This window comes from Pseudomonas sp. AC016 (assembly GCF_979253365.1).
Window position 1 is genome coordinate 2,765,585 of record NZ_CEEDCC010000001.1, and the last position, 26,569, is coordinate 2,792,153.

Genomic DNA, 26,569 nt, shown 5'->3' on the forward strand with positions numbered 1-26,569 from the left:
CGGCAACACCACGTCTTCGACGTAGCGCTGTCGCGCGGCAAACTCAGTGGGAGCGGACCGGGCGGCGTTCCGTTTGTCCGCGAATGCAGTATTTCAGCCACTGCATATGCGTCGGATGTACCGGCCTTTTCGCGGACAAGTCCGCCCCCACAAAACCTCGTTTCTTCAGTGGCTTACAGGTTGTTTGATAAGAGCGGGCTTGTCCGCGAAGAAGCCAGGGCAGACGATAAAGAGGCTACGTCTGAAACCGCATTTTCGCCGACACGCCCGCTCCCACTGGAAAGGGTTTCTTAAAAGTCCTTACAAAGGCGCAAGCCGTCGTAGATCGCTGCGTGGGTGTTGCGCTGTGCCACGCAGTCGCCGATCCGGAACAGCAGGTAACCGTCGCCCGGCTCACTCAGCGAAGGCTGCGGCTGAATGGCAAACAAGGCATCGATGTCGATCTGGCCCTTGTTGCGCGAACCTTCCTTGAGCGCGTAGTAAATCGCCTCGTCCGGACGCACGCCGTTCTCCACCACCACCTGATCGACCACCCGCTCTTCCTTGGCCCCGGTGTATTCGTTCTCCAGCACCGCCACCAGCTTGTCGCCCTCGCGATAGACCTTTTCCAGCATCATGTCGCCGGTCATGATCACTTCCTTGGGGTACATGCTGCGGTAGTAGGTCGGGAACGACGTACCGCCAATGGCTACGCCCGGCTTGATGTCGTCGGTGACGATCTCGACCTGACAGCCCTTGTCGGCCAGGAAGTCGGCCACGGACATACCGGTGAATTCGCAGATGGTGTCGTAGACCAGCACGTTCTTGCCCGGCGCAACCTTGCCGTCCAGCACGTCCCAACTGCTGACCACCAGACCTTCGGCCGCGCCCCAGTGCTTGTTCTGCTCCAGAAACGGATGACCGCCCACCGCCAACACCACGATGTCGGGCCGCAGGTCGAGGATGGTCGCCGCGTCGGCAGCGGTGCCCAGGCGCAGATCGACTTTCAGGCGTGCCAGCTCCAGCTGGAACCAGCGGGTGATACCGGCAATCTGGTCACGCTGCGGCGCTTTCGAAGCCGTGGTGATCTGTCCGCCAATGAATTCCTTTTTCTCGAACAGCGTCACGTCGTGTCCACGTTCGGCAGATACCCGTGCTGCTTCCATTCCAGCAGGCCCGGCACCGACGATCACCACCTTGCGTTTCGGCCCGGTGGATTTTTCGATGATGTGCGGCACACCCATGTATTCACGCGACGTGGCTGCGTTCTGGATGCACAGCACGTCCAGCCCCTGGTACTGGCGGTCGATGCAGTAGTTGGCACCCACGCACTGTTTGATCTGATCGATCTGGCCCATCTTGATCTTGGCGATCAGGTGCGGATCGGCAATGTGCGCACGGGTCATGCCGACCATGTCGACATAGCCGCCTTCCAGAATGCGCGTGGCCTGGTTCGGGTCCTTGATGTTCTGCGCATGCAGTACAGGCGCCTTGACCACTTCCTTGATACCGGCCGCCAGGTGCAGAAACGGCTCCGGTGGATAACTCATGTTGGGGATCACGTTGGCCAGGGTGTTGTGGGTGTCACAACCTGAACCCACCACACCGATGAAATCGATCATGCCGGTGTCGTCGTAGTAACTGGCGATCTGTTTCATGTCCTCATGGCTCAGGCCATCAGGGTGAAATTCGTCGCCGCAGATGCGCAGGCCCACGCAGAAGTCGGGACCGACTTCCTTGCGCACAGCCTTGATCACTTCCAGACCGAAGCGCATGCGGTTTTCGAAGCTGCCGCCCCACTCGTCCGTACGCTTGTTCACGCGCGGACTCCAGAACTGATCGATCATGTGCTGGTGCACAGCCGACAGCTCCACGCCGTCCAGCCCACCGGCCTTGGCACGTGCTGCGGCGCTGGCGTAGTTACCGATCACGCGCCAGATTTCCTCGGGCTCGATGGTCTTGCAGGTGGCGCGGTGCACCGGCTCGCGAATGCCCGACGGCGACAGCAGGGTAGGCCAGTGATCGCCATCCCAGCGAGAGCGGCGTCCCATGTGAGTAATCTGGATCATGATCTTGGCGCCATGCTTGTGCATGGCGTCGGCCAAATTCTGGAAGTGCGGAATGATCCGGTCGGTGGCCAGGTTGACCGATTTCCACCAGCCTTGCGGACTGTCGATCGCAACACTGGACGAACCGCCGCAGATGGCCAGGCCGATCCCACCCTTGGCTTTCTCTTCGTAATACTTCACGTAACGGTCGGTGGTCATGCCGCCATCGGTGGCATAGACCTCGGCATGCGCCGTGCTGAGCACGCGGTTGCGGATGGTGAGCTTGCCGATCTGGATCGGCTGGAACATCGCTTCGAAAGCCATAACGCGATCCTCGATTTACAGCGGCTTGACGACAAAGAGTCCGTCGTCATGACCTTCTTCCGAACCACCGTAGACCTGCTCGGCCACTGTGCGGATCGAGCTGCCGCTGGCGGCCAGGATCTGATCCATGGCACCTGCGAACCAGCCGGTGAACATGTAGTCGACCTTGCGACCGACCTTGCCGTAGACGTATACGAAGCAGGAGTGTTCGAGCTTGACGCTGGCCGTGCCTTTGTCGAGGTCGATGTCCTGAATCTTGAACAGGCCCCAACCGCGCTGCGACAGGCGTTTCATGTAGTGCTCGAACACGGCGACGCCCTCGATGCCGTGGCATTCGGCTTCTTTCTCACACCAGTACCAGGCCGATTTGTAGCCCGCCTTGTAGAGAATCTCGGCGTAGGCATCGGCGCCCAGCACTTCCTCGATGCCCATGTGGTTGTTGACGAAAAAGTGGCGAGGCACGTAGAGCATCGGCAGTGCATCGGAGGTCCAGACACCGGTTTCGCTGTCGACTTCGATGGGCAGTTGCGGGGCTATTTTGGCCATGGGGAACAAACTCCAGATGATTCGGGTTACACCCACCGCAACGAAGGCCGTGGGCGTGTATAGGTTCAGGTGTAACAGGCGGCTTATTCGCCCCAGACGTCGGCCAGAACGTTGACCCAGTTCTCGCCCATGATCTTGCGCACCACGCGCTCTGGATGGCCGCGCTTGAGCAGGGTTTCGGTCAGATTGGGAAACTCGCCCACGGTACGGATGCCCAGCGGGTTGATGATCTTGCCGAAGTTGGTCAGGCGGCGGGCGTAGCCCTTGTCGTGGGTCAGGTACTCGAAGAAGTCCTGGCCGTGACCCTGGGTGAAATCGGTGCCGATGCCGATGGCGTCTTCGCCGACGATGTTCATCACGTACTCGATGGCTTCAGCGTAGTCGTCGATGGTCGACTCGATGCCCTTGGCCAGAAACGGCGCGAACATGGTCACGCCCACGAAGCCGCCATGGTCGGCAATGAACTTTAGTTCGGCATCGGATTTGTTGCGCGGGTGTTCCTTAAGGCCTGACGGCAGGCAATGGGAGTAGCAGACCGGCTTTTTCGATTCGAGGATGACTTCTTCGGAGGTCTTGGAGCCGACGTGGGACAGGTCGCACATCACGCCGACGCGGTTCATCTCGGCGACGATCTCGCGGCCGAAGCCCGACAGCCCGCCATCACGCTCGTAGCAGCCGGTGCCGACCAGATTCTGGGTGTTGTAGCACATCTGTACGATGCCGACGCCGAGCTTCTTGAAGATCTCGACGTAGCCGATCTGGTCTTCATAGGCATGGGCGTTCTGGAAGCCGAAAAGGATGCCGGTCTTGCCCAGTTCCTTGGCCTTGCGGATGTCGGCGGTGGTGTGGACCGGCATCACCAGATCACTGTTTTCGCGCATCAGTTTCAGGCTGGTGCAGATGCTGTCGATGGTGGCCTGAAAGCCTTCCCATACCGACACGGTGCAGTTGGCCATGGTCAGGCCGCCCTTGCGCATGTCTTCAAACAGTTCACGGTTCCACTTGGCGATGATCAGCCCGTCAATAACGATGCTGTCGGCGTGCAGTTCGGCTGGGCTCATCAGGCTGTCCCCATTCAGGTTCTTGCGCACCGAATCGGCTGTCGGCGCTAATGGGGTCAGCATATGCCGGAGGGTTGGCCGAGCCGGGTGCAAAAACGACAAGGGGCTTGCCGAAAGCGTCAAGAAACGACAAAGGGTGACAGCACTTCGTCACACCCTGTCGTAAACCTGTTCATTGTCACGCGGTTAGGACAGAATTCGTTACATCAATGGATCGGAGCGACTCAATGAGAACGATTTTCCTGACCCTGGCCTTGATGGCCACGGCCGTGACAGGCGCGCATGCTGCTCAGAATCCGGACAGCACGCCGTGCGACGGCGTGGACAGCGATAATCAGACCCTGGAATGCTCGGCCTACAGCCGCCATACGGCTGAAGAGCTGCTCAAGGAAAACTTCCAGAACCTGCTCCAGCGGGTCCAGTCGCAGTTCGTCGCCAACAAGACGCAATTCAACGACTTCACCAGCAAGCTCAAGACCGCTCAGGCCGCCTGGGAAAAGCTGCGCGATGCGGATTGCGCTGTCGAAGTGTTTCCGTCTGCTGCAGGCAGCAAGGCTTTCACTATCAGTGAGAACGACTGCGTGGCTCGCATGAGTGACGAGCGGTCGGAGTATCTGGAGTCGATTGCACAGGAATAACGCCAGCGATGAGATAACCTGTTTCTTTTATGAATCACTTCATCAGGTTTTCTCATGATTATTTGCGGTGTAGAAATCAAAGGCAGTGAAGCCATCTTTGCTCTGGCCACGCGTCAGCAAGGCGGCATCGCACACCTGCCACTGGCGACCAAAAAGATTGCGCTGGAAGATGACGACGAGTCTGCCAACGTCAAAGCCTTCGCCACTCAGATCGCCAGCTTCGTGCGCGAGAATGGCATCAGCCATGTCGCGATCAAGAAGCGCAGCAAGAAAGGCGAATTCGCAGGCGGCCCGACCACGTTCAAGATCGAGACGGTATTCCAGTTGCTGGCCGACTGCGACGTGACGCTCGTTTCCCCGCAAACCATCAACGCCCAGAACAAGAAACACGCCTTCGCCCTGCCCGATACGCTGAACAAGTATCAGCACGAGGCTTACAAGACAGCGTGTGCGGGATTGATGAAGTCAGCGTAGGGAACCCGTGGATCTCACGCACACCGATCGTGCCCATGCTCCTGGAGGAATGCGATGATGATCGTTCCTACGCTCTGCGTGGGAATGCCTCCCAGGACGCTCCGCGTCCGCTCTCGAATGTGGCGCAGATGTGTGTCCAAGCTCCAGCGTTATCCAGGTCATGCGCTCGGCTCACTGAGTCCGCAGTCTGTGCCATTTGTGACGCGGAGCGTCACGGGAGGCATGCCCACGCGGAGCGATGGGCACGATCAGTATTGAGGCAGACTTGTGTATAACGCTGAGTGCTCCGCGTGGGCATGTCACATTCCAGCGGCGCCATCGGCTACGGACAGGCACAAAAAAACCCGCATCGCTGCGGGTTTTTTCAATGCTCGATCAATTTAGTTGATCTTGGCATCCAGCTCGCCACGGGCGTAGCGTTCGAACATGGCGTCCAGCGAGATCGGTTTGATCTTCGAGGCGTTGCCAGCGGTGCCGAAGGCTTCGTAGCGGGCGATGCAGACGTCACGCATGGCAACAACGGTCTTGGCCAGGTATTTGCGCGGATCGAACTCGCTGCGGTTCTTGGCCATGAACTCGCGGATAGCACCGGTAGACGCCAGACGCAGGTCGGTGTCGATGTTGACCTTGCGCACGCCGTGCTTGATGCCTTCAACGATTTCTTCGACCGGCACACCGTACGTCTCTTTGATGTCGCCGCCGTATTCGTTGATGATTTTCAGCCATTCCTGAGGTACGGAAGAGGAACCGTGCATCACAAGGTGAGTGTTCGGAATGCGCTTGTGGATCTCTTTGATGCGCTCGATCGCCAGAATGTCGCCGGTAGGCGGCTTGGTGAACTTGTAAGCGCCATGGCTGGTGCCGATGGCGATGGCCAAGGCATCGACCTGAGTCTTCTTCACGAAGTCAGCGGCTTCTTCCGGGTCAGTCAGCATCTGGCTGTGATCCAGAATGCCTTCGGCGCCAACGCCGTCTTCTTCACCGGCCATACCGGTTTCCAGCGAGCCCAGAACGCCCAGCTCGCCTTCCACGGACACGCCACAGGCGTGAGCGAAGGCCACCACGCGACGGGTCACGTCAACGTTGTATTCGTAATCGGCCGGGGACTTGCCGTCTTCCTTCAGCGAGCCGTCCATCATCACCGAGCTGAAGCCCAGCTGGATCGAGCGCTGGCAGATGTCAGGGCTGGTGCCGTGGTCCTGGTGCATGACCACCGGGATGTGCGGGAACTCTTCGATTGCCGCGAGGATCAGGTGACGCAGGAACGGGGCACCGGCGTATTTGCGGGCGCCGGCCGAAGCCTGAACGATCACCGGGGAGTCGGTCTTGTCGGCCGCTTCCATAATGGCGCGCATTTGTTCCAGGTTGTTTACGTTGAAAGCTGGAACGCCGTAGCCGAACTCGGCTGCGTGGTCCAACATCTGGCGCATGCTGATAAGTGCCATTGTCTGTGTCTCTCCCGGTAGGGTCGTTAATCGTGCAAGCCTGCCGTAGTGGCGGCTGCTATTCAAGTTATACGCACGGGCCGCAAGCCCTGCGAATGGTGCATCGGCTACGACTTATCTGGCTTTGCAGCCGCGACCGATCAAATCATTGGTGGCGTCCCAATACACAAGGCCTTCGCTGCCCTTGTTGTCGAACGCCAGCACATTATTACTGTAAAGCGTGCCGCTGGAAGCACCGGGTTCAGCCTTTAGCCTGAAAACCTGATCGCTCTGATTCAGCCGCGCATCCACTTCTTTTTTAGCTGAATCGATATAGCGCCAATGAATCTCGGCACCGCTATCGCAGACCCAGTGAATCCACGGGTCATTCTGTTGTGGCTTGCTCATCATCGAGCAACCGCCCAGCACCGCCAATGTTCCGAGGGCAATCAAGCCTTTCATGACTTCTCCTGGCCTGCCCTGCGAAACCCGGCGTGTGCCTGCGGCTTCGTTGTATCAGGGGCAGTTCTGTTCCTGTTTACCGTCATCGGCCGGTTCACCCGTGGCGCGCGCCTCGACCCGCTGACTGTTCTCGGTTGTCGGCACATCCACCGAGGCCGGGCTGAATACTTTGCAGGCATGAGAGCCGGAACCGGTACAACCGGCCAGTACAACGCAACTCACAAATGCCAGGGCAGCGATCTTCATGGCAAAACTCCTTCTTCATAAAAAGATGTCCACCCACTAATGACCGCTGAAGCTTGCCGTGGTTGCCGCAAAAGCCTCAACCCGGCTTACGGACAGCCTGGCAACCCTGTTGCCTTGGGCATGAATTCGTAACGATCCCATACCTCCTGGCCGCCGCGCTTGTAGATCACCGGCACTGTCTCGGCCTGCCAGCCCGCCTGATAACAACTCAAATGCAGCACATCGGTCCGGGAAGCGCTCTCGGCCTCTTCGGCTTCAGGCTTGCCTGCACAACCGCCCAGCAACCCTGCGATGAGGAACCACGGTAACGCCCTGACCATGTACGACTCCTTGTCCAAATGCCTGTTTTCAGGCCTTGGCGCGTTGTTCAAGCACTTCAACTGCGGGCAGAACCTTGCCTTCCACGAACTCGAGGAACGCACCGCCGCCTGTGGAAATATAGGAAATCTGTTCGGCTACACCGTACTTGTCGATGGCTGCCAGTGTGTCGCCGCCGCCTGCGATGGAGAACGCAGAGCTTTCGGCAATCGCCTTGGCCAGCGTTTTGGTGCCTTCACCGAACTGATCGAATTCAAACACACCAACCGGACCGTTCCACAGGATAGTCTTCGAAGATTTCAACAAGTCGGCGAAGTGCGCAGCAGTCTGCGGACCGATGTCCAGAATCATGTCGTCATCGGCCACATCGGCAATCAGCTTGACGGTAGCGGTAGCGCTTTCGGCGAATTCCTTGGCGACCACAACGTCGGTCGGCAATGGAACGCTGACCTTGGCGGCGATTTCGCGGGCAGTGTCCAGCAGGTCCGGCTCATACAGCGATTTGCCCACCTTGTGACCGGCTGCTGCCAGGAAGGTGTTGGCAATGCCGCCGCCGACGATCAACTGGTTGCAGATCGCGCTCAGACTGTTGAGCACGTCCAGCTTGGTGGACACCTTGGAACCGGCGACGATGGCCGCCATCGGCTGGGCCGGAGCGCCGAGCGCCTTGCCCAGCGCATCCAGCTCGGCAGCCAGCAGCGGACCTGCCGCAGCGACCTTGGCGAATTTGGCCACGCCGTGGGTCGAGCCTTCAGCGCGGTGTGCAGTACCGAAGGCGTCCATTACGAACACGTCGCACAGCGCGGCGTATTTCTGCGCCAGCTCATCGGCGTTCTTCTTCTCGCCCTTGTTGAAGCGCACGTTCTCGAACAGCACGATGTCGCCTGGCTTGACGTCAACGCCGTCCAGGTAATCGGCAACCAGCGGAACGTCGCGGCCCAGTGCCTTGCTCAGGTAGTCGGCAACCGGCTTGAGGCTGTTCTCAGCAGAGAACTCGCCTTCGGTCGGACGGCCCAGGTGCGAGCAGACCATCACGGCCGCCCCCTTTTCCAGCGCCAGCTTGATGGTCGGCAGCGAAGCAAGGATACGTGCATCGCTGCTGACGACGCCGTCCTTCACAGGGACGTTGAGGTCTTCACGAATCAGTACACGTTTACCTTGCAGATCGAGGTCGGTCATCTTCAACACGGTCATGAGGCGTTCCTGTTTTTTACTGTTGTTGGTCAGCGACGCGCAGAAAGTGCTCTGCAACGTCGAGCATTCGATTGGCAAAGCCCCACTCGTTATCGAACCACGCCAGCAGATTCACCAGCCTGGGTCCGGAAACGCGGGTCTGACTCGCATCGACAATCGCCGAATGCGGGTCATGATTGAAATCGCAGCTGGCGTGCGGCAACTCAGTGTAGGCCAGCAAACCCTTCAACGGGCCGCTGGTAGCGGCCTCGCGCAGGATTCGGTTGATGTCCTGTGCGTCGGTGTCACGAGCCGTCTGCAACGTGATGTCCAGACAGGACACATTGACGGTCGGTACGCGAACAGCTTTGGCCTGAATTCGGCCGGCAAGTTCCGGAAGCAGCCTTTCGATTCCGCGGGCAAGGCCTGTGGAGACCGGAATGATCGACTGAAACGCCGAGCGCGTGCGGCGCAGATCTTCGTGGTGGTAGGCGTCGATCACCGGCTGGTCGTTCATGGCCGAGTGGATCGTGGTGATGGTGACGTACTCAAGCCCGACAGCCTGATCCAAGAGGCGCAGCAGCGGCACGCTGCAGTTGGTGGTGCAGGACGCGGCCGACACCAACAGCTCATGGCCGGTCAGCTTCTGCTGGTTGATGCCAAACACCACTGTGGCATCGACATCGGCCTCGCTGGCCATCGGCTGCGAGAACAGCACCCGTGGCGCGCCAGCATCCAGAAAACGCTGGCCGTCTTCACGGGTGTTGTAGACACCGGAGCATTCGAGCACCAGATCGACGTCCAGCGAAGCCCAGTCGATCTCTTCAGGCGTCGAGCTGCGCAGCACCTTGATCCTGTGATCGTTGATGTGCAGGTATTGCCCTTCGACCCGGACCTGACCGGGAAACCGGCCGTGGGTGGAATCGAAGCGCGTCAGGTATTCAAGACTGGCCATGTCGGCCAGATCGTTTATTGCAACCACTTCAAACCCGGCTTTCGTCCCTCGCTCACACAGCGCACGCACGACACAACGACCAATGCGGCCGTAGCCGTTCAGAGCAACTTTATAGGGGCGGGGCTGGGGCATGGGGTTCTCATGGATTTAAGCTGAACCCGAAGGGGCGCGCTTGCTGACGGCCACGGCTGCCCGGACAACAGGGAAGACTGTCCGGGCAATCCGTTTGAGGGCAAACGCGTCCCTGCTAGGGGACGCGTCGTGCTTAGCCTTCGAGCAGCTCTTCAGCAGTGCTCAGGACGTTTTCCAGCGTGAAGCCAAACTCTTCGAACAGCGCAGGCGCAGGCGCCGACTCGCCGAAGGTAGTCATACCGATCACGCGGCCTTCCAGACCGACGTACTTGTACCAGTAGTCGGCATGCGCCGCTTCGATGGCAATGCGCGCGCTGACCTGCAGTGGCAGAACGTCCTGCTTGTACATCGCATCCTGAGCTTCGAACACGCTGGTGCATGGCATGGACACCACACGAACCTTGCGGCCCTGCCCGATCAGTTTGTCGTAAGCCTGAACGGCCAGACCGATTTCCGAGCCAGTGGCGATCAGGATCAGCTCAGGCTCGCCGACGCAGTCGCGCAGCACGTAGCCACCGCGAGCGATGTTAGCCAGCTGGACTTCGTCACGTGCCTGGTGAGGCAGGTTCTGACGCGAGAAGATCAGCGCCGAAGGACCGTCGTTACGCTCGATGGCGTATTTCCAGGCCACGGCGGATTCCACCGCGTCGGCTGGACGCCAGGTGTCCAGGTTCGGCGTGGTGCGCAGGCTGGTCAGTTGCTCGATCGGCTGGTGAGTCGGGCCGTCTTCGCCCAGACCGATGGAGTCGTGGGTGAACACGTAGATCACGCGCTTCTTCATCAGCGAAGCCATGCGCACTGCGTTACGGGCGTATTCCATGAAGATCAGGAAGGTTGCGCCGTACGGCACGAAACCGCCGTGCAGAGCGATGCCGTTCATCATGGCGCCCATGCCGAACTCACGCACACCGTAGTGCAGGTAGTTGCCGTTAGGGTCTTCGCCGGTGATGCTCTTGCAGCCTTTCCAGATGGTCAGGTTGGAACCGGCCAGGTCAGCCGAACCGCCGAGAATCTCAGGCAGCAGCGGGCCCAATGCGCTCAGGGCATTCTGGCTGGCTTTACGGCTGGCGATGGTTTCGCCCTTGGCGTTGACTTCAGCCACATAGGCTGCCGATTTCTCGGCGAAGTCAGCTGGCAGCTCGCCGCTCGTGCGACGGATGAAGTCGTTGGCCAGTTCAGGATGAGCAGCAGAGTAGGCCGCGAAACGCTGATCCCACTCGGCTTCGGCAGCCAGGCCTTTTTCTTTCGCGTTCCACTCGGCATAGATGTCAGCCGGGATGTCGAAAGGACCGTGGTTCCACTTCAGGGCAGCACGAGTCAGGGCGATTTCATCAGCGCCCAGCGGAGCACCGTGGGACTCTTCCTTGCCCTGCTTGTTCGGCGAACCGAAACCAATGGTGGTCTTGCAGCAGATCAGGGTCGGCTGATCGCTCTTGCGAGCGGTGTCGATGGCGGTCTTGATCTCGTCGGCGTCATGGCCGTCGACATTGCGGATGACCTGCCAGCCGTACGATTCGAAACGCTTCGGCGTGTCGTCGGTGAACCAGCCTTCGACTTCGCCGTCGATGGAGATACCGTTGTCGTCGTAGAACGCGATCAGTTTGCCCAGTTGCAGCGTGCCGGCCAGCGAGGCGACTTCGTGCGAGATGCCTTCCATCATGCAGCCGTCACCCATGAACACGTAGGTGTGGTGATCGACGATGGAATGGCCCGGACGGTTGAACTGCGCAGCCAGTGTTTTCTCGGCTGCGGCGAAACCGACCGCGTTGGCAAAGCCCTGACCCAGAGGACCGGTGGTGGTTTCAACGCCAGGCGTATAACCGTACTCGGGGTGACCCGGCGTGCGGCTGTGCAACTGGCGGAAATTCTTCAGGTCGTCGATGGACAGGTCATAACCGGTCAGGTGCAGCAACGAATAGACCAGCATCGAGCCGTGACCGTTGGACATGATGAAACGGTCACGGTCGGCGAACGCAGGGTTGGCCGGGTTGTGCTTCAGATAATCGCGCCAAAGAACCTCGGCGATATCCGCCATGCCCATGGGGGCACCCGGATGGCCGCTGTTGGCTTTTTGCACGGCATCCATGCTGAGGGCACGAATAGCGTTGGCACGCTCACGACGGCTTGGCATCGCTGATCTCCTGACAGTAAAGGATTGGGATCTGAAAAAGGCGGCCATTTTCCCTCAGGGACCGGCCGGGGGCAATCACAGATAGTGGACCTTAGGCTTTTTTCCTGTGTTGTGGACATTAATTAGCCTGTTACTACTGGATAACGACAGCTTGCGACAAGTTCAGCAGGATCGACAGGCGCCACCCATCAAGCAATATCAAAACTTTTTGATATTGGCCTTGCGACCTCATGAATCGATCACTAGACTGCGGAGCCTATGAACCTGCGTGTGCCTGCAATCCGCCATGATGCATGCGACGACCTCTCTGCATTGTGCAAGGCCGGCGGCGATCCGTTGCGACTGAACGTTCTGCGTGCACTGACCAACGACTCGTTTGGCGTGCTGGAACTGGCGCAGATTTTCGCTATAGGTCAGTCGGGCATGAGTCATCACTTGAAGGTTTTGGCGCAGGCTGACCTGGTGGCGACCCGGCGTGAGGGCAATGCGATTTTTTACCGCCGCGCCCTGCCCCACACCGACTTGCCCGGCGGCAGATTGCACGCCGCCCTGCTCGATGAAGTGGACACACTGGCATTGCCGGATGAGGTTCAAGGGCGTATTGGTCTGGTGCATCGTCAGCGGGCGCTCGCCAGTCAGGATTTCTTTGCCCGGACCGCGGAAAAGTTTCGCGCCCAGCAGGACCTGATCGCAGGCCTTGCCCAGTACAGTGAAAGCCTGCTGACGCTGCTCGACAAACTCAGCTTCGGCAGCGAGGCAACGGCACTGGAAGTAGGCCCCGGCGACGGCGGCTTTCTCCCGGAGCTGGCAAGACGTTTCAGGCACGTGATCGCGATGGACAACAGCCCGGCGATGCTGGAACTGGCCCGCGACCTGTGTCAGCGCAAGGCGCTGTTTAATGTCGAGCTGAAGCTGGCCGATGCACTGACAGACAGTAAAGTACGCGCCGACTGCGTCGTACTGAATATGGTGCTCCATCATTTCGCCGCACCGGCCGAAGCGCTGGCGCAACTGGCCGAATGCGTACAACCCGGCGGTAGCTTGCTGGTAACAGAATTGTGTAGTCATGACCAGAGCTGGGCCAGGGAGGCCTGTGGCGATCTCTGGTTAGGTTTCGAGCAGGAAGACCTGGCCCGTTGGGCCATCGCTGCGGGGCTAGTTCCCGGGGAAAGCCTTTATGTAGGCTTACGTAATGGTTTCCAGATCCAGGTTCGCCATTTTCAGCGACCGGCTGGCGACACTCACCATCGGTAAAATGAAGGAAACCCGTAGAGATGAGCGAATACTCACTTTTCACCTCCGAGTCCGTGTCCGAAGGGCACCCGGACAAGATCGCCGACCAGATTTCCGACGCGGTTCTGGACGCCATCATCGCTGAAGACAAATACGCCCGTGTGGCTTGCGAAACACTGGTCAAGACCGGTGTGGCGATCATCGCTGGCGAAGTGTCGACTTCGGCCTGGGTCGATCTGGAAGACATCGTGCGTAACGTCATCCTGGACATCGGCTACAACAGCTCCGACGTCGGCTTCGACGGCGCGACCTGCGGCGTGATGAACATCATCGGCAAGCAGTCGGTGGACATCGCCCAGGGCGTTGACCGCAGCAAGCCTGAAGATCAGGGCGCTGGCGACCAGGGCCTGATGTTCGGCTACGCCAGCAACGAAACCGACGTGCTGATGCCTGCCCCGATCACCTTCTCGCACCAACTGGTCGAGCGTCAGGCTCAGGCCCGCAAGTCCGGCCTGCTGCCGTGGCTGCGCCCGGATGCGAAATCCCAGGTCACCTGCCGCTACGAAAACGGCAAGGTCGTGGGCGTCGACGCTATCGTTCTGTCGACCCAGCACAACCCGGACGTTTCCTACAAAGACCTGCGCGAAGGCGTGATGGAGCTGATCGTCAAGCACGTCATTCCTGCGCATCTGCTGCACAAGGACACTCAGTTCCACATTAACCCGACCGGCAATTTCATCATTGGTGGCCCGGTGGGTGACTGTGGCCTGACCGGCCGCAAGATCATCGTCGATACCTACGGCGGCATGGCCCGTCACGGCGGCGGCGCGTTCTCCGGCAAGGACCCATCGAAGGTTGACCGTTCGGCTGCCTACGCCGGCCGTTACGTGGCTAAGAACATCGTCGCTGCGGGCCTCGCCGAGCGTTGCGAGATTCAGGTTTCCTATGCCATCGGCGTTGCACAACCGACTTCGATCTCGCTGAACACCTTCGGCACCGGCAAGCTGTCCGACGACAAGATCATCAGCCTGGTTCGCGAGCACTTCGACCTGCGTCCGTACGCGATCACCACCATGCTGGATCTGCTGCACCCGATGTACAAGGCCACTGCGGCCTACGGCCACTTCGGTCGTACCCCGGTCGAAATGACCGTTGGCGATGACACCTTCACCGCCTTCACCTGGGAAAAAACCGACCGCGCCGACGCCTTGCGCGCCGCTGCCGGTCTGTAATTCTCCTGCGGTGATCAAAAGCCCCCGGCGACGTGAGTCTCCGGGGGCTTTTGTTTGGGACGCTAGCTCCCACTCAGTGAGTATGTTTACTCAAAGAGTGCCTGTACGCGGGCCAGCGCATCATTGATCACCGCATCGGGGGCTGACTCGATACGCTTCGCGCCACGCGCTTGCAGATCAACCGTGCGAATCTGATTACACAGAACGACCCCCTGAGTCTCGGTGCCCGACCCACTCAAAGGAACAGCGAACCCCGCATAACGCGCAAAATCGCCACCCTGGGTGATAGGCGCAACGATCGCAAGGCCGGAGACGTTATATGCTGCTGGCGTCAGCACCAACGCGGGACGAAAATCGCCCTGCTGTTCTCGGCCAGCGGTTGGATTGAGGTTGATGCGAACGATATCCGCGCGATTGAATCCGGGCCGCTTCACACTTCACGCCCTATGGGTTGCATGGCGTTCCAACCAGCCAACTCCTCTGGCTCGGACGCATTCAAATCGCATTGGGCCATAAGGTCGGCCAATTGGTAATGCAGTCTGGCCTTGGCAGGCTTGAGCGTCATCACTTCGCTGGAAACATCCAGCACCAGCACATCGCCGCTGACCAGGCTCATCTGCTTGAGCACATTGGCTGGCAATCTGATTGCTGCGCTATTGCCCCACTGCTGAATTTTGACTTCCATACAACACCCCGCCAAATAGTAGATACATTGTAGAAACGTCACACCCACTGCGCAAACAGTTATTTACACCAAAACCGCCGTTCATCATCGACGCTTTTGTAACAGCGAGCGAAGTTATCGGCTGGATACGAATGCCATCACCTTCAGTGCGCCAGGGTCGAAAAATCCGGTAACCATGCCGACAAGCCTCATATCCAGACGGCAGCTAGCCTTCTCCAGCCAATCCCAAGCAAGGATGCTTCGATGCTGTCTGTTACCCGCCTGATGGGCTGCGCCCTTCTGATCGCCCTTTCCCCCTTCACGACTGCCAGCCAGTGCCCGAACTGGACTGCCACACAGGCACAAACCGAAATCCTCTCACTTCAACAAAAGATCGCCGAATGGGACGACAGTTACCACCGTCTGGGCGTCTCGCGAATTCCCGACGAGCTTTACGATCAGTCGCGGCAGAAGCTGAACACATGGCGTACGTGTTTTTCTGTTCCGGCGTCGGACGACAATCCACTGAAGACCGCGGGCGGCTCGGTGGTGCATCCCATTGCACACACGGGCGTGAACAAGCTGGCCGACGACAAGGCGGTCAAGGCCTGGCTCAAGGGCCGGACCGGTCTGTGGATTCAACCCAAGGTCGATGGCGTGGCCGTTACGCTGGTCTACTCCAAGGGCAGGCTGGCGAAGGCAATCAGTCGTGGCGACGGGATCAAAGGCCAGGATTGGACGGCTCAGGCGCAGTTGATCAAGGCCATTCCTCAGCAATTGCCGTGGCCGGATGACGCCGTGCTGCAAGGCGAGTTGTACGAGCGGCTGTCCGAGCATGTGCAAGCGTCGGCAGGCAGCGTGAATGCACGCAGCAAGGTGGCCGGACTGCTGGCCCGCAAGACGTTGAGCCCTGCGCAGGCAGAAACCATCGGGCTGTTCGTCTGGGACTGGCCCGATGGACCGGCCACCATGAGCGAGCGTCTGGCAGGCTTGAAAGCCTTGGGTTTTGCCGACAGCACGAGCTACACGCTCCCGCTGGAAAGCTACGTGCAAGCCGCGCAATGGCGCGAGCACTGGTATCGGACGCCGATGCCGTTTGCCACGGACGGCGTGATCATGCGTCAGGGCGAGCGTCCTTCCTCCGAACGCTGGCAGGCGAAAGCGCCTTACTGGATCGCGGCCTGGAAGCATCCCTATGCGCAAGCGCTGGCCGAGGTGCGCAAGGTGAGTTTCACGATTGGCCGCAGCGGCAGAATCACCCCGATTCTGGAACTGAAGCCGATCCGCCTTGACGACCGGACCGTCAATCGCATCAGCACCGGCTCACTGCAACGCTGGCAGACGCTGGATATCCGCCCCGGCGATCAGGTGGCGATCAGTCTGGCCGGGCTGACCATTCCACGGCTCGACGGTGTGATTACGCGCAGTGTCGAGCGGGCGGAGGTGAACGCTCCACAGGCCAGCGACTTTCATGAACTCAGTTGCTGGCAACCGACGCCGGGCTGCGAAAGCCAGTTTCGGGCGCGACTGACCTGGCTGAGCGGCAAGAAGGGGCTGGCCTTGAGTGGCGTAGGGCCGGGCACCTGGGACAGGCTCATCGAAAGCGGGAAAATCAATGGTCTGGTCGATTGGATGACCCTCGATCAGGCTGAGCTTGTTAACATTCCCGGTCTTGCCGAGCGGAGCAGCGCTAAACTGTTCGCCAGCCTGCAAACCGCCCGTCAAAAGCCGTTCGAGACATGGCTCAAGGCTATCGGCCTGCCGCCCGCAGGAAGCGCTCGACTGTATGCCGATTGGGATCAGCTGGCCTCACGCAGTATTGAACAATGGCAGGCAGAACCGGGCGTCGGTCCGGGACGGGCGGCAAAACTCGTCGCATTCTTCAACGATCCGCAAGTACAGGCATTGAGCCAGCAATTGCGTGTTTCAGGTATTTCAGGTTTCTAGAGTCCGGGTTTCACTTTTTATGCCCGGGCGTTGTTGCTTTCAAAAGGAGTTCATATGAAGTTTTTATCAACGCTGGTGCTTTTCACCAGCTGCACGTTACTGGCTGCACCGCTGTTCGCCGCTGAACAGGCACCGCCATCCGAGTGCCTGCTCAAGAGTCAGGAAATCAGCAGCAAGATTCAGGAAGCCAAGAGCGAAGGCAACAAGGCTCAACAGGCAGGTCTGGAAACAGCACTCGCCGAGGTCAATGCAAACTGCACCGAGGCGTCGCAAGTCAAACAGCGCGAACAGAAGGTCCTGGACGCCAAACGTGAAGTCAGCCGTCGCCAGTCCGACCTGACCAAGGCGATGGAAAAGGGCGATCCGGAGAAGATCAACAAGCGCAAGGACAAACTCGCCGAGTCTCGCAAGGAATTGCAGGATGCGCAGGCAGAGCTTGAAAAAGTGCAGCCGGATGAGTGAGCGGCCATTGGCAACTGCTTACCCACGCGTAATTCACTGAGGCTTGCCGGCGATGAACGATGACGCGGTTTTTCTGGCAAACCGCGTCGACTGCATCGCCGGCAAGCCGCCTCTTATCCAACAACCTGCAACCCACTGAAGAAACGCGATTTTTTGTAGGAGCGCGCTTGCCCGCGATAGCGTCAGTTCAGTCGCTGATTTTCTGTCTGTAGGATCCTATCGTCGGATTGCCGCCCAGACCAAGCGCGTCCCTACGGTCCGTGTTCGCTGCGCGACAGCGCAACGTCGAAAACGTGGTGGCGCCTCCCACAGTTTTAAGTGACTGCCACAGTCAATCACGCCGCAGCCGGAAATGCCGACACGCCGAACAGGGCAACGATCAGGCCCATCCCGACCAGCCAGATGATGGAGCGCATCGCTGCCAGATCGGCCAGATAGAAGATGATGTAGAGCAGGCGGCTGGTGATGAACAGCACCGCAAGCACGTCGATGGTGACCAGCTGCGCGTTGCCCGCGACATGCGCAATGATCACCGCCGCTGCGAACGCGGGGGTTACTTCATAGCTGTTCAGTTGCGCGGCATGTGCGCGCTTCGGAAACCCTTCCAGCTTGTCGAGAAAAGCGCGAGGGTCATGATTGTTGCCGGGCTTGAATTTGCCGCTGCCGATCTTGGCGATGCCTGCGCAGGCGATCGGCAAAAGGATCGCTACCAGCACACACCAGAAAGCTACTGTCATACATCCATCCTTATTATGTCGGCTTCATCTAGAAGCATGCCAGGCACGAACAGCCTTAAAGCTCAGAGCCGGACGCGGCCCAAAGGTTCTTCCGGCTTACACCAGTTTAGGAAAAATCAGGCTGAACGTGGTGAACTGTCCAGGCTCGCTCTCGGCTTTCACCTGGCCTTCATGCAGGCTCATGATCGACCGGACGATGGCCAGCCCCAGACCTGTACCGCCCTGCTGCCGGGCGCGACTGACGTGAACCCGGTAAAACCGGTCGAACAGACGCGGCAGGTGCTCGGCATCAATGCCTTCCCCGGCATTGCGCACAGACAGCGTAATGTCTTCGGCGTGTGCGGCGATCCTGATCGTGATGGCGCTGCCGCTCGACCCATGGCGAATCGCATTGGATAGCAGGTTGGAGATCGCCCGTTGAATCATCAGTCGGTCGCCCATGGCCTTACCGTTGCCTTCGATCTGCAAGGTGATGTCACGGTCCTCAGCCGATGCCGAAAACAGTTCAGCCACTTTTTCCGACTCCTCGCGCAGATCGATAGGCTCCAGCGCCAACGGCGCAGAGGGCTGGCTGACGCTTGCGAGAAACAGCATTTGGGCGATCATGCGCGACATGCGCTCCAGCTCTTCGGTACAGGACTCGAGCGCCTGTCTGTACTCTTCCGGCGGACGGGGTCGCGACAACGTCACCTGCGCCTTGCCCATCAGGTTGTTCATGGGCGAGCGCATCTCGTGCGCCAGATCGTCCGAGAACTGCGACAGCTGCTGAACGTCGCCGTCCAGCCGGTGCAGCATGAAGTTCACGGCGTGAGCCAGATCGCGCAATTCGTCCGGCAGGCCGGTCACTTTCATGCGGTGCGACAGGTCGCGGGCCGAAATCAGTGCGGTCACTTTCCGGAATGCTCCCAAAGGCCTGAGACCACGGCGCACGACCCACCAGGCCCCGAGCCCGACCAGTAACAGAATCACCGGCAGAATCATGAAGGTGGACATCATGTAGGCGTGCAGCAGCGAGGTATCGTTTTTTCGATCCAGCGTCAGCATGACCAGAATGTTTTCATCCGTCTTGAGACGAATGTTCTTGTAGCCCACCAGCAGCTTGTGACCTTCGCTGGCCTCCAGCGCGTGAAAGCCCTGATCCTGACCACCAGCTGCGGGCGGCGGCAAATTGCGGCCTTCTTCATTACCAATATTCATCAGCGGCTGGCGGGGCATGTTCGAGTCGAAGATGCTTAGGGCAAAGCTGTCATGACCGACAATCTGATCGCGCAGCGTATGCGGATACTGGACGATGTCGCCAACCGACAGAAAGCCCTCGCTGAGCCCATGCTCGATCTGCGTGAATTTCTCCCTCAGGCTGTCTTCTGCACGCAGATCGAGTTGATGGGAAATGGCCGCGTAGGCGAACAGCTCCATGATCACCACCAGAAACGCACTCAATGCGGTGACCGTCAGGCCCAGCCGCGTCGAGAGGCGCGTGGGTTTCATTCGCGCACTTCCAGCACATAACCGACACCACGCAAGGTGTGGATCAGCTTGGTTTCAAACGGGTCGTCGATCTTGGCCCGCAGGCGGCGGATCGAAACCTCGACCACGTTGGTGTCGCAATCGAAGTTCATGTCCCAGACCAGCGAAATGATCTGGGTACGCGACATGACCTCTCCGGTGTGGCGCATCAGCAGATGCAGTAAAGCGAATTCCTTGGTGGTCAGGTCGATACGCTGCTTGCCACGAAAGGCCCGGTGGCGCCCCTGATCCAGCTCCAGATCTCCGACCTGCAGGACCTGCGGCGTGCTGGGCTGTTCGCAGCGACGCATCAGGGTGCGGACTCTGGCCAGCAATTCGGGAAACTCGAAGGGCTTGACCAGATAGTCGTCGGCCCCCATTTCCAGGCCCTTGACCTTTTCTTCCAGACGGCCCCGCGCAGTGACCATCATGATCCGGGTATTGACGGTTTTCCGGAGCCGGGCCAGGACCTCCCAGCCATCCATTTCAGGCAGGTTCACATCCAGAATGACGATGTCATACGCCTGATGCTGCGCGAGATAAAGCCCGTCGAGTCCGGTGGCGGCGATATCGACAACATAGCCACTTTCGGTCAGACCCTGATGCATGTATTCGGCAGTTTTCGGCTCGTCCTCTACTACAAGGATTCGCATGGATAAATGTCCTGTCTGATGTCGGTTGATCCGCAGTGTACGGGCAAACAGCCAGCCTCCACAGCACATAACGGAATTGTAATTTTGCAGCAATCCCTCTGATACCTCCGGTTACATAAAGTCCTCCCCATTCAGGTTCAACAGCCCTTTTGGCGCGGTTGTTCTTTCCACTGACGGGGGTGTTGTATGCAACTGGAGAGCCACGATCGTGCTCGGGTTTAGGCTGGCGTCCGGGTGGACGCACATCAGAACGGGCGCGCTGTGCGTGCTGTTGTTTCCATTGATGACTCCGGTGGCGATCGCTCAGGGGTTGAGCCTGCCACAGGCCATCGAAGCGGCGTTTGCCGAGAACCCTGACCTTGCGGCCGCCCGCTGGGAAATCGGGGTGGCTGAAGGTGAACGCCAGCAGGCGGGGTTGATGCCCAATCCGGTAGCGTCCTGGGAGGCGGAGGACACACGCAGCGAGACCCGCACCACCACCGTGATGCTCAGCCAGGCGCTGGAACTGGGCGGCAAGCGCGGGGCGCGAATCGAGGCCGCCAGCCGTGGCCAGGACGCCGCCCGGATCGAGCTTGAACGGCGCGGCAACGAGTTGCGTGCCGAGGTGGTTCAGGCGTTCTACGCCGCCGCCCGTGCGCAGGCCGGTCTGGATCTGGCGCGGCAATCCCGCTCACTGGCCGAGCGTGGCCTGCAAGTGGCCGAAGGCCGTGTGCAGGCGGGCAAGACCTCACCGGTCGAGGCGACACGGGCTCAGGTGCAACTGGCTGAAACCGACCTGCTGGTACGGCGCGCCGAGACCCTGAAAATCAACAGCTACCGCGAGCTGGCACGAGCGACGGGGTCATCGACCGCCTCATTCGACCGGCTGGACTACACCGATCTGTCACCCGGCAAGGTGCCGCCTTCGGCCAGAATGCTGACCGCCCTCAACGAAACGGCCGAACTGCGTCTCGCCCAGGCCCAGATCGACCAGCGTGAAGCCGCGCTCGGTTCGGAACGGGCAAAACGGGTTCCGGACCTGACCGTCAGTGTCGGCAGCCAGTACAGCCGTGAAGATCGCGAGCGCATCAATGTGGTCGGTCTGTCGATGCCGATTCCCTTGTTCGATCGCAATCAGGGCAACGTCCTTTCTGCTGCCAGACGCTCGGACCAGGCACGCGACCTGCGCAATGCCGTGGAGCTGAAACTGCGCACCCAGATCCAGTCGGCGCTTGATCAATGGGCCACCGCCTCGCGCGAAGTGGAGTCGTTCAACCGGGTCATCCTGCCTGCGGCGCAGCGCGCGGTTGATACGGCAACGCGTGGCTTCGAGATGGGCAAGTTCGGTTTCCTCGAAGTGCTGGATGCCCAGCGCACCCTGATTTCCGCCCGCAGCCAATATCTGGAATCGCTGGCAACGGCCACCGACGCCAGCGTCAGCGTCGAACGCATCTATGGCGACCTCGACCGGTTCAGCCTCAAACCCTGACTTCTTTTTTGCGCACCTATCGAGCGCACCGCAGCGTGCGCAGCACCTACATGATTGCCGGGAGCATCCATGGACAACAAACGAAGCATTGGCATCGCCCTGGCGGTGGTGGTCATCATTGGCCTGGGCAGCCTGACCCTGAAGCCTGGCCTGCTGCCCTTCAGCGCCCAGGCTGAACCGGACACGCACGCCAACGAATCGGCGGACGCCCACGCAGGCGAAGAAACCCACGCGGACGAGGAACATGGCGAGGACGGCCACGGCAGTGAGCCAGAACAGCACGGCAACGCCAAAGCAGAGCCCGCTCACGAGGAAGAAGAAGGCCACCTTGAGCTCAGCGCCGAACAGATCAAGGCCGCCGGCATTGAACTGGTCGCCGCCGAGCCCCGACCAATGAGCACGTCAGTCACCTTTCCCGGCGAAATCCGCTTCGATGAAGACCGCACCGCCCACGTAGTGCCTCGGGTCGGCGGCGTCGTCGAATCGGTCAAGGTCGAGCTGGGCCAGAGCGTCAAAAAAGGTCAGGTGCTGGCCGTCATCGCCAGCCAGCAGATCTCCGATCAACGCAGTGAGTTGAACGCGGCGCAGCGACGCCAGGAACTGGCGCGGCTGACCCTGCAACGCGAGAAGAAACTCTGGGAAGACCGGATTTCGGCCGAACAGGATTACCAGCAGGCGCGTCAGGCGTTTCAGGAAGCGGACATCAGCCTGTCCAACGCCCGGCAGAAGCTCAGCGCCATCGGCGCCAGCGTCAGTCCCACAGCAGGCAACCGCTATGAACTGATTGCCCCTTTCGACGCGATGGTCGTGGAGAAACACCTGGCCATCGGCGAAGTGGTGAGCGACGCGAGCAACGCCTTCACGCTGTCTGATCTGTCCCGCGTCTGGGCCACCTTCGGCGTCGCGCCCAAGGACCTGGACAAAGTCATCGTCGGGCGTCCGGTCTCGGTCAGCGCACCCGACCTGAACGCTCGTGTCGAGGGCCGTATCGGTTATGTCGGCAGCCTGCTGGGTGAACAGACGCGCGCGGCCACCGTTCGAGTCACCCTCGCCAACCCCAATGGCGCCTGGCGACCGGGACTGTTCGTCTCGGTCGATGTGGCGGCAGAACAGAGCCAGGTCGCGGTCAGTCTGCCGGAGTCGGCGATCCAGACCGTTGAAGACAAGCCTTCGGTGTTCGTGCGCAACGACGAGGGCTTTCAGTTGACGCCCGTCACGCTCGGCCGCAGCGACGGCGGCTACGTGGAAATCGTCAAAGGCCTGGCCGCAGGCACTCAAGTGGCCGCCGCCGGCAGCTTCATTCTCAAGTCGGAGCTGGGCAAAGGCTCCGCCGAGCACGCCCATTGACCTGCGTCGTACGAGTATTCCCTCATGTTTGAACGGTTGATCAAATTCGCGATTGAACAGCGCATCGTGGTGATGCTTGCGGTCCTGCTGATGGCAGGGCTGGGCATCGCCAGTTACCAGAAACTACCCATCGATGCCGTACCCGACATCACCAACGTACAGGTGCAGATCAACACCTCGGCACCCGGCTTTTCGCCGCTGGAGACCGAGCAACGCATCACCTTCGCCATCGAAACCAACATGGCCGGGCTGCCCGGTCTGAAACAGACACGCTCGCTGTCGCGCTCGGGTCTGTCACAGGTCACGGTGATTTTCGAGGACGGCACCGACCTGTTCTTCGCCCGCCAACAGGTGAACGAACGGCTGCAGATTGCCAAGGACCAGTTGCCCGAAGGCGTCGAAACCATGATGGGGCCGGTCTCCACCGGACTGGGCGAGATTTTCCTGTGGACCGTCGAAGCCCGAGAAGGCGCACGCAAGGAGGACGGCACGCCGTACACGCCGACCGACCTGCGGGTGATTCAGGACTGGATCATCAAGCCGCAGTTGCGCAACGTGCCCGGTGTGGCCGAAATCAACACCATTGGCGGCTTCGCCAAACAGTATGAAATTGCGCCCGATCCCAAGAAACTCGCCGCCTACAAGCTGACCCTGAATGATCTGGTTGCGGCGCTGGAGCGCAACAACGCCAACGTCGGCGCGGGCTACATCGAACGAGGCGGCGAACAACTGCTGATCCGCGCACCGGGCCAGCTCGAAAATATCGATGACATTGCCAACATCGTCATCGCCAACGTTCAGGGCACGCCGATTCGGGTGAGCAGCGTGGCTGAAGTCGGCATCGGCAAGGAGATGCGCTCCGGCGCCGCCACTGAAAACGGTCGCGAGGTAGTCCTCGGCACCGTGTTCATGCTGATTGGCGAAAACAGCCGCACGGTTTCCCAGGCCGTGGCCGCCAAACTGGCCGACATCAATCGCACACTGCCCGAAGGCATCGAAGCGGTCACCGTTTACGACCGCACCAACCTGGTCGAAAAAGCCATTGCAACGGTGAAGAAAAACCTCGTCGAAGGCGCGATTCTGGTCATCGCGATCCTGTTTCTGTTCCTGGGCAATATCCGCGCTGCGCTGATCACGGCGATGGTCATTCCGCTGGCGATGCTGTTCACCTTCACCGGCATGTTTGCCAACAAGGTCAGCGCCAACCTCATGAGCCTCGGCGCGCTGGACTTCGGCATCATCGTCGATGGCGCGGTGGTGATCGTCGAGAACTCGATTCGCAGGCTCGCCCATGCTCAGCAGAAACACGGCCGGATGCTGACCCGCGCCGAACGTTTCCATGAAGTCTTCGCTGCGGCTAAAGAGGCTCGACGCCCGCTGATCTTCGGCCAGTTGATCATCATGGTCGTGTACCTGCCGATCTTCGCCCTCACAGGCGTCGAAGGCAAAATGTTCCACCCGATGGCGTTTACCGTGGTGATCGCCCTGCTGGGTGCCATGATCCTGTCGGTCACCTTCGTGCCTGCTGCCATCGCCATGTTCGTGACCGGCAAGGTCAAGGAAGAAGAAGGCTTCGTGATGCGCACCGCTCGCCAGCGCTATGCGCCGGTGCTCGGCTGGGTGCTGAGGCATCGCTGGATTGCCTTCACCCTGGCGTTTGTGGTGATGGTCTTGTCCGGTTTTACTGCCAGCCGCATGGGCAGTGAGTTCATCCCGAGCCTGAGCGAGGGCGACTTCGCACTGCAGGCCCTGCGCGTGCCTGGCACCAGCCTGACGCAATCGGTGGACATGCAGCAGCGCCTCGAAAAGGCCGTGATCGAAAAGATGCCTGAAGTGGAGCGCATGTTCGCGCGTACCGGCACGGCAGAAATTGCCGCCGACCCCATGCCGCCGAACATCTCCGACAGCTACGTGATGCTCAAGCCGCAGAGCGAATGGCCAGACCCTGACAAGTCGCGGGAAACCCTGATCGCCGAGTTGCAAAAGGCCGCTGCCAGCGTGCCGGGCAGCAATTACGAGTTGTCCCAGCCGATCCAGTTGCGCTTCAACGAACTGGTGTCGGGCGTGCGCAGCGATGTGGCGGTCAAAGTGTTCGGCGACGACATGACCGTGCTCAACCAGACTGCCGCCAAAATCGCCGCCGCCATGCAAAAGGTGCCAGGCGCGTCAGAAGTGAAGGTCGAGCAGACCACTGGCCTGCCGGTGCTGACCATCAACATCGATCGGGACAAGGCGGCGCGCTACGGCCTCAACGTTGCCGATGTGCAGGACGCCATCGCCACCGCACTGGGCGGACGGCAGGCCGGCACACTCTATGAGGGAGATCGCCGCTTCGACATGGTGGTGCGCCTGTCCGAACAGCTGCGCACCGACGTGGCCGGACTGTCCAGTCTGCTGATTCCGGTGCCGGCCAGCGCAGGCAGCATTAACCAGCAGATCAGCTTCATCTCGCTGTCGCAGGTTGCCAGCCTCGATCTGGTACTGGGCCCGAATCAGATCAGCCGCGAGAACGGCAAACGACTGGTGATCGTCAGCGCCAACGTGCGCGGCCGTGACCTGGGCTCATTCGTTGAGGACGCGGGCCAGACCATCGACAGCAGCGTACAGATTCCGGCGGGCTACTGGACCAACTGGGGCGGTCAGTTCGAACAGTTGCAGTCGGCCGCCAAACGCCTGCAGATCGTGGTTCCCGTTGCACTGTTACTGGTGCTCGCGCTGCTGTTCCTGATGTTCAACAACCTCAAGGATGGCCTGCTGGTCTTCACCGGCATCCCGTTCGCCCTGACCGGCGGCGTCATGGCGCTGTGGCTGCGCGACATACCGCTGTCGATCTCCGCAGGCGTGGGCTTCATTGCCCTGTCAGGTGTGGCGGTACTCAACGGACTGGTGATGATCTCGTTCATCCGCAACCTGCGCGAAGAAGGCCGCTCCCTGCACGACGCCATCACCGAAGGCGCCCTCACCCGCCTGCGCCCGGTACTGATGACCGCGCTGGTCGCATCGCTGGGCTTCATCCCGATGGCGCTGGCAACAGGCACCGGTGCAGAAGTGCAGAGGCCGCTGGCGACTGTGGTGATTGGCGGGATTCTGTCCTCTACCGCGCTGACCTTGCTGGTGCTGCCAGCGCTGTATCAGTGGGCACATCGGCGGGAGGAGGAGGACGAGACAAACGCGCCCGCGACAGCGAAATAACGGTTGAAAAGCGCTCGTCGCTGATCAACACCGCAGCCGGTGCCAGAAATGGCGACCGGCTGCGATCAACGAAGCGTCGATGCAGGCGCAGAGCAGGGCAAACTCTGTGTTTGAATAGTTTCAGAAATCGTGGTGTGATCGGCGCTTCGGCAATCCCGGTGTCCTGTGTCCAGTTTGCCAAGCCAGGCGAGCAGGCAGACCCGGCCCCAGAGACACT

24 protein-coding genes are annotated in these 26,569 nt (G+C 60.1%); 9 read left to right on the forward strand and 15 right to left on the reverse strand.

The window, feature by feature from the left end; all coding sequences use genetic code 11:
* Positions 1-290 precede the first annotated feature (290 nt).
* The 3 genes from dgcA to AC0IXS_RS12495 form a co-directional block, all read right to left on the reverse strand.
* Positions 291-2,351: a dimethylglycine demethylation protein DgcA gene (gene dgcA, locus AC0IXS_RS12485; RefSeq protein WP_471824752.1), complete on the reverse strand. Its 2,061-nt coding sequence runs from the start codon at positions 2,349-2,351 to the stop codon at positions 291-293.
* 15 nt (positions 2,352-2,366) lie between these two features.
* Positions 2,367-2,897 (reverse strand): DUF5943 domain-containing protein, encoded by a 531-nt coding sequence (locus AC0IXS_RS12490; protein WP_122668113.1) that lies wholly within the window; start codon positions 2,895-2,897, stop codon positions 2,367-2,369.
* Positions 2,898-2,980: 83 nt separating this feature from the next.
* Positions 2,981-3,958 carry a dipeptidase gene (locus tag AC0IXS_RS12495; RefSeq protein WP_025993273.1) on the reverse strand — a complete coding sequence of 326 codons (978 nt, stop codon included), beginning with the start codon at positions 3,956-3,958 and terminating at the stop codon, positions 2,981-2,983.
* A 227-nt stretch (positions 3,959-4,185) separates the two neighbouring features.
* Between AC0IXS_RS12495 and AC0IXS_RS12500 the strand changes: the two genes are divergently transcribed.
* On the forward strand, positions 4,186-4,596 hold the full coding sequence (locus AC0IXS_RS12500; RefSeq protein WP_029244139.1) for a lysozyme inhibitor LprI family protein: 411 nt from the start codon (positions 4,186-4,188) through the stop codon (positions 4,594-4,596).
* Positions 4,597-4,650: 54 nt separating this feature from the next.
* On the forward strand, positions 4,651-5,070 hold the full coding sequence (locus tag AC0IXS_RS12505) for a DUF3010 family protein (RefSeq protein ID WP_004880226.1): 420 nt from the start codon (positions 4,651-4,653) through the stop codon (positions 5,068-5,070).
* A 380-nt stretch (positions 5,071-5,450) separates the two neighbouring features.
* Here the strand turns inward: AC0IXS_RS12505 and fba are convergent, their stop codons facing one another.
* From fba to tkt, 7 genes are all read right to left on the reverse strand, one after another.
* Positions 5,451-6,515: a class II fructose-bisphosphate aldolase gene (gene fba, locus AC0IXS_RS12510; protein WP_004880227.1), complete on the reverse strand. Its 1,065-nt coding sequence runs from the start codon at positions 6,513-6,515 to the stop codon at positions 5,451-5,453.
* 114 nt (positions 6,516-6,629) lie between these two features.
* Entirely contained in the window at positions 6,630-6,956 is a 327-nt protein-coding gene (locus AC0IXS_RS12515) for an MliC family protein (RefSeq protein WP_057408838.1), read from the reverse strand.
* A gap of 54 nt (positions 6,957-7,010) precedes the next feature.
* On the reverse strand, positions 7,011-7,202 hold the full coding sequence (locus AC0IXS_RS12520) for a hypothetical protein (RefSeq protein WP_137202716.1): 192 nt from the start codon (positions 7,200-7,202) through the stop codon (positions 7,011-7,013).
* A gap of 86 nt (positions 7,203-7,288) precedes the next feature.
* A complete protein-coding gene (locus AC0IXS_RS12525; RefSeq protein WP_004880233.1) occupies positions 7,289-7,522 on the reverse strand; it encodes a hypothetical protein in 234 nt (77 codons plus the stop codon).
* 28 nt (positions 7,523-7,550) lie between these two features.
* Positions 7,551-8,714: a phosphoglycerate kinase gene (locus AC0IXS_RS12530; protein WP_004880234.1), complete on the reverse strand. Its 1,164-nt coding sequence runs from the start codon at positions 8,712-8,714 to the stop codon at positions 7,551-7,553.
* A 16-nt stretch (positions 8,715-8,730) separates the two neighbouring features.
* Positions 8,731-9,780: an erythrose-4-phosphate dehydrogenase gene (gene epd / locus AC0IXS_RS12535; RefSeq protein ID WP_004880237.1), complete on the reverse strand. Its 1,050-nt coding sequence runs from the start codon at positions 9,778-9,780 to the stop codon at positions 8,731-8,733.
* A gap of 133 nt (positions 9,781-9,913) precedes the next feature.
* Complete coding sequence (tkt, locus tag AC0IXS_RS12540; RefSeq protein WP_471824756.1) at positions 9,914-11,911, reverse strand: transketolase; 1,998 nt, start codon at positions 11,909-11,911, stop codon at positions 9,914-9,916.
* 258 nt (positions 11,912-12,169) lie between these two features.
* Here tkt and AC0IXS_RS12545 point away from each other — a divergent pair, with 258 nt between their 5' ends.
* Together AC0IXS_RS12545 and metK are read left to right on the forward strand one after the other, a co-directional pair.
* Positions 12,170-13,165, forward strand: a complete 996-nt coding sequence (locus AC0IXS_RS12545) for an ArsR/SmtB family transcription factor (protein WP_057408842.1) — start codon at positions 12,170-12,172, stop codon at positions 13,163-13,165.
* Between the two features lie 20 nt (positions 13,166-13,185).
* A complete protein-coding gene (metK, locus tag AC0IXS_RS12550) occupies positions 13,186-14,376 on the forward strand; it encodes a methionine adenosyltransferase (RefSeq protein ID WP_004880242.1) in 1,191 nt (396 codons plus the stop codon).
* Positions 14,377-14,462: 86 nt separating this feature from the next.
* On the opposite strand, the gene AC0IXS_RS12555 is transcribed toward metK, so the two are convergent.
* Both AC0IXS_RS12555 and AC0IXS_RS12560 read right to left on the reverse strand, forming a co-directional pair.
* Entirely contained in the window at positions 14,463-14,810 is a 348-nt protein-coding gene (locus tag AC0IXS_RS12555) for a type II toxin-antitoxin system ChpB family toxin (protein ID WP_057408843.1), read from the reverse strand.
* On the reverse strand, positions 14,807-15,061 hold the full coding sequence (locus tag AC0IXS_RS12560) for an AbrB/MazE/SpoVT family DNA-binding domain-containing protein (RefSeq protein WP_057408844.1): 255 nt from the start codon (positions 15,059-15,061) through the stop codon (positions 14,807-14,809). Before AC0IXS_RS12560 ends, AC0IXS_RS12555 begins: the two co-directional genes overlap by 4 nt.
* Positions 15,062-15,304: 243 nt before the next feature.
* Between AC0IXS_RS12560 and ligB the strand changes: the two genes are divergently transcribed.
* A complete protein-coding gene (gene ligB / locus AC0IXS_RS12565) occupies positions 15,305-16,987 on the forward strand; it encodes an NAD-dependent DNA ligase LigB (protein ID WP_057408845.1) in 1,683 nt (560 codons plus the stop codon).
* A gap of 54 nt (positions 16,988-17,041) precedes the next feature.
* Complete coding sequence (locus AC0IXS_RS12570; protein ID WP_025995654.1) at positions 17,042-17,449, forward strand: DUF1090 domain-containing protein; 408 nt, start codon at positions 17,042-17,044, stop codon at positions 17,447-17,449.
* Positions 17,450-17,784: 335 nt separating this feature from the next.
* On the opposite strand, the gene AC0IXS_RS12575 is transcribed toward AC0IXS_RS12570, so the two are convergent.
* The 3 genes from AC0IXS_RS12575 to AC0IXS_RS12585 all read right to left on the reverse strand — a co-directional run bounded on the left by AC0IXS_RS12575 (position 17,785) and on the right by AC0IXS_RS12585 (position 20,345).
* A complete protein-coding gene (locus AC0IXS_RS12575) occupies positions 17,785-18,186 on the reverse strand; it encodes an MAPEG family protein (RefSeq protein WP_057408846.1) in 402 nt (133 codons plus the stop codon).
* A 96-nt stretch (positions 18,187-18,282) separates the two neighbouring features.
* Positions 18,283-19,674: a heavy metal sensor histidine kinase gene (locus AC0IXS_RS12580; protein ID WP_449117480.1), complete on the reverse strand. Its 1,392-nt coding sequence runs from the start codon at positions 19,672-19,674 to the stop codon at positions 18,283-18,285.
* A complete protein-coding gene (locus AC0IXS_RS12585) occupies positions 19,671-20,345 on the reverse strand; it encodes a heavy metal response regulator transcription factor (protein WP_004880256.1) in 675 nt (224 codons plus the stop codon). Before AC0IXS_RS12585 ends, AC0IXS_RS12580 begins: the two co-directional genes overlap by 4 nt.
* A 244-nt stretch (positions 20,346-20,589) precedes the next feature.
* On the opposite strand from AC0IXS_RS12585, the gene AC0IXS_RS12590 reads away from it, so the two are divergent.
* The 3 genes from AC0IXS_RS12590 to AC0IXS_RS12600 all read left to right on the forward strand — a co-directional run bounded on the left by AC0IXS_RS12590 (position 20,590) and on the right by AC0IXS_RS12600 (position 26,352).
* Entirely contained in the window at positions 20,590-21,813 is a 1,224-nt protein-coding gene (locus tag AC0IXS_RS12590; protein ID WP_025995657.1) for a TolC family protein, read from the forward strand.
* 69 nt (positions 21,814-21,882) lie between these two features.
* A complete protein-coding gene (locus AC0IXS_RS12595; RefSeq protein WP_057408847.1) occupies positions 21,883-23,160 on the forward strand; it encodes an efflux RND transporter periplasmic adaptor subunit in 1,278 nt (425 codons plus the stop codon).
* A 24-nt stretch (positions 23,161-23,184) separates the two neighbouring features.
* On the forward strand, positions 23,185-26,352 hold the full coding sequence (locus AC0IXS_RS12600) for an efflux RND transporter permease subunit (RefSeq protein ID WP_471824762.1): 3,168 nt from the start codon (positions 23,185-23,187) through the stop codon (positions 26,350-26,352).
* Positions 26,353-26,569 lie beyond the last annotated feature (217 nt).

What these genes read in the sequence shown, in the direction of transcription:
- metK (WP_004880242.1), top strand. Translation starts at nt 13,186, where the DNA reads ATGAGCGAATACTCACTTTTCACCTCCGAGTCCGTGTCCGAAGGGCAC.
- AC0IXS_RS12570 (WP_025995654.1), top strand. Translation starts at nt 17,042, where the DNA reads ATGAAGTTTTTATCAACGCTGGTGCTTTTCACCAGCTGCACGTTACTG.
- dgcA (WP_471824752.1), bottom strand. Translation starts at nt 2,351, where the DNA reads ATGGCTTTCGAAGCGATGTTCCAGCCGATCCAGATCGGCAAGCTCACC.
- AC0IXS_RS12490 (WP_122668113.1), bottom strand. Translation starts at nt 2,897, where the DNA reads ATGGCCAAAATAGCCCCGCAACTGCCCATCGAAGTCGACAGCGAAACC.
- AC0IXS_RS12575 (WP_057408846.1), bottom strand. Translation starts at nt 18,186, where the DNA reads ATGACAGTAGCTTTCTGGTGTGTGCTGGTAGCGATCCTTTTGCCGATC.
- AC0IXS_RS12520 (WP_137202716.1), bottom strand. Translation starts at nt 7,202, where the DNA reads ATGAAGATCGCTGCCCTGGCATTTGTGAGTTGCGTTGTACTGGCCGGT.
- AC0IXS_RS12505 (WP_004880226.1), top strand. Translation starts at nt 4,651, where the DNA reads ATGATTATTTGCGGTGTAGAAATCAAAGGCAGTGAAGCCATCTTTGCT.
- AC0IXS_RS12585 (WP_004880256.1), bottom strand. Translation starts at nt 20,345, where the DNA reads ATGCGAATCCTTGTAGTAGAGGACGAGCCGAAAACTGCCGAATACATG.
- AC0IXS_RS12495 (WP_025993273.1), bottom strand. Translation starts at nt 3,958, where the DNA reads ATGAGCCCAGCCGAACTGCACGCCGACAGCATCGTTATTGACGGGCTG.
- AC0IXS_RS12600 (WP_471824762.1), top strand. Translation starts at nt 23,185, where the DNA reads ATGTTTGAACGGTTGATCAAATTCGCGATTGAACAGCGCATCGTGGTG.
- AC0IXS_RS12545 (WP_057408842.1), top strand. Translation starts at nt 12,170, where the DNA reads ATGAACCTGCGTGTGCCTGCAATCCGCCATGATGCATGCGACGACCTC.
- AC0IXS_RS12515 (WP_057408838.1), bottom strand. Translation starts at nt 6,956, where the DNA reads ATGAAAGGCTTGATTGCCCTCGGAACATTGGCGGTGCTGGGCGGTTGC.
- tkt (WP_471824756.1), bottom strand. Translation starts at nt 11,911, where the DNA reads ATGCCAAGCCGTCGTGAGCGTGCCAACGCTATTCGTGCCCTCAGCATG.
- ligB (WP_057408845.1), top strand. Translation starts at nt 15,305, where the DNA reads ATGCTGTCTGTTACCCGCCTGATGGGCTGCGCCCTTCTGATCGCCCTT.
- AC0IXS_RS12580 (WP_449117480.1), bottom strand. Translation starts at nt 19,674, where the DNA reads ATGAAACCCACGCGCCTCTCGACGCGGCTGGGCCTGACGGTCACCGCA.
- AC0IXS_RS12500 (WP_029244139.1), top strand. Translation starts at nt 4,186, where the DNA reads ATGAGAACGATTTTCCTGACCCTGGCCTTGATGGCCACGGCCGTGACA.
- AC0IXS_RS12525 (WP_004880233.1), bottom strand. Translation starts at nt 7,522, where the DNA reads ATGGTCAGGGCGTTACCGTGGTTCCTCATCGCAGGGTTGCTGGGCGGT.
- fba (WP_004880227.1), bottom strand. Translation starts at nt 6,515, where the DNA reads ATGGCACTTATCAGCATGCGCCAGATGTTGGACCACGCAGCCGAGTTC.
- epd (WP_004880237.1), bottom strand. Translation starts at nt 9,780, where the DNA reads ATGCCCCAGCCCCGCCCCTATAAAGTTGCTCTGAACGGCTACGGCCGC.
- AC0IXS_RS12530 (WP_004880234.1), bottom strand. Translation starts at nt 8,714, where the DNA reads ATGACCGTGTTGAAGATGACCGACCTCGATCTGCAAGGTAAACGTGTA.
- AC0IXS_RS12560 (WP_057408844.1), bottom strand. Translation starts at nt 15,061, where the DNA reads ATGGAAGTCAAAATTCAGCAGTGGGGCAATAGCGCAGCAATCAGATTG.
- AC0IXS_RS12595 (WP_057408847.1), top strand. Translation starts at nt 21,883, where the DNA reads ATGGACAACAAACGAAGCATTGGCATCGCCCTGGCGGTGGTGGTCATC.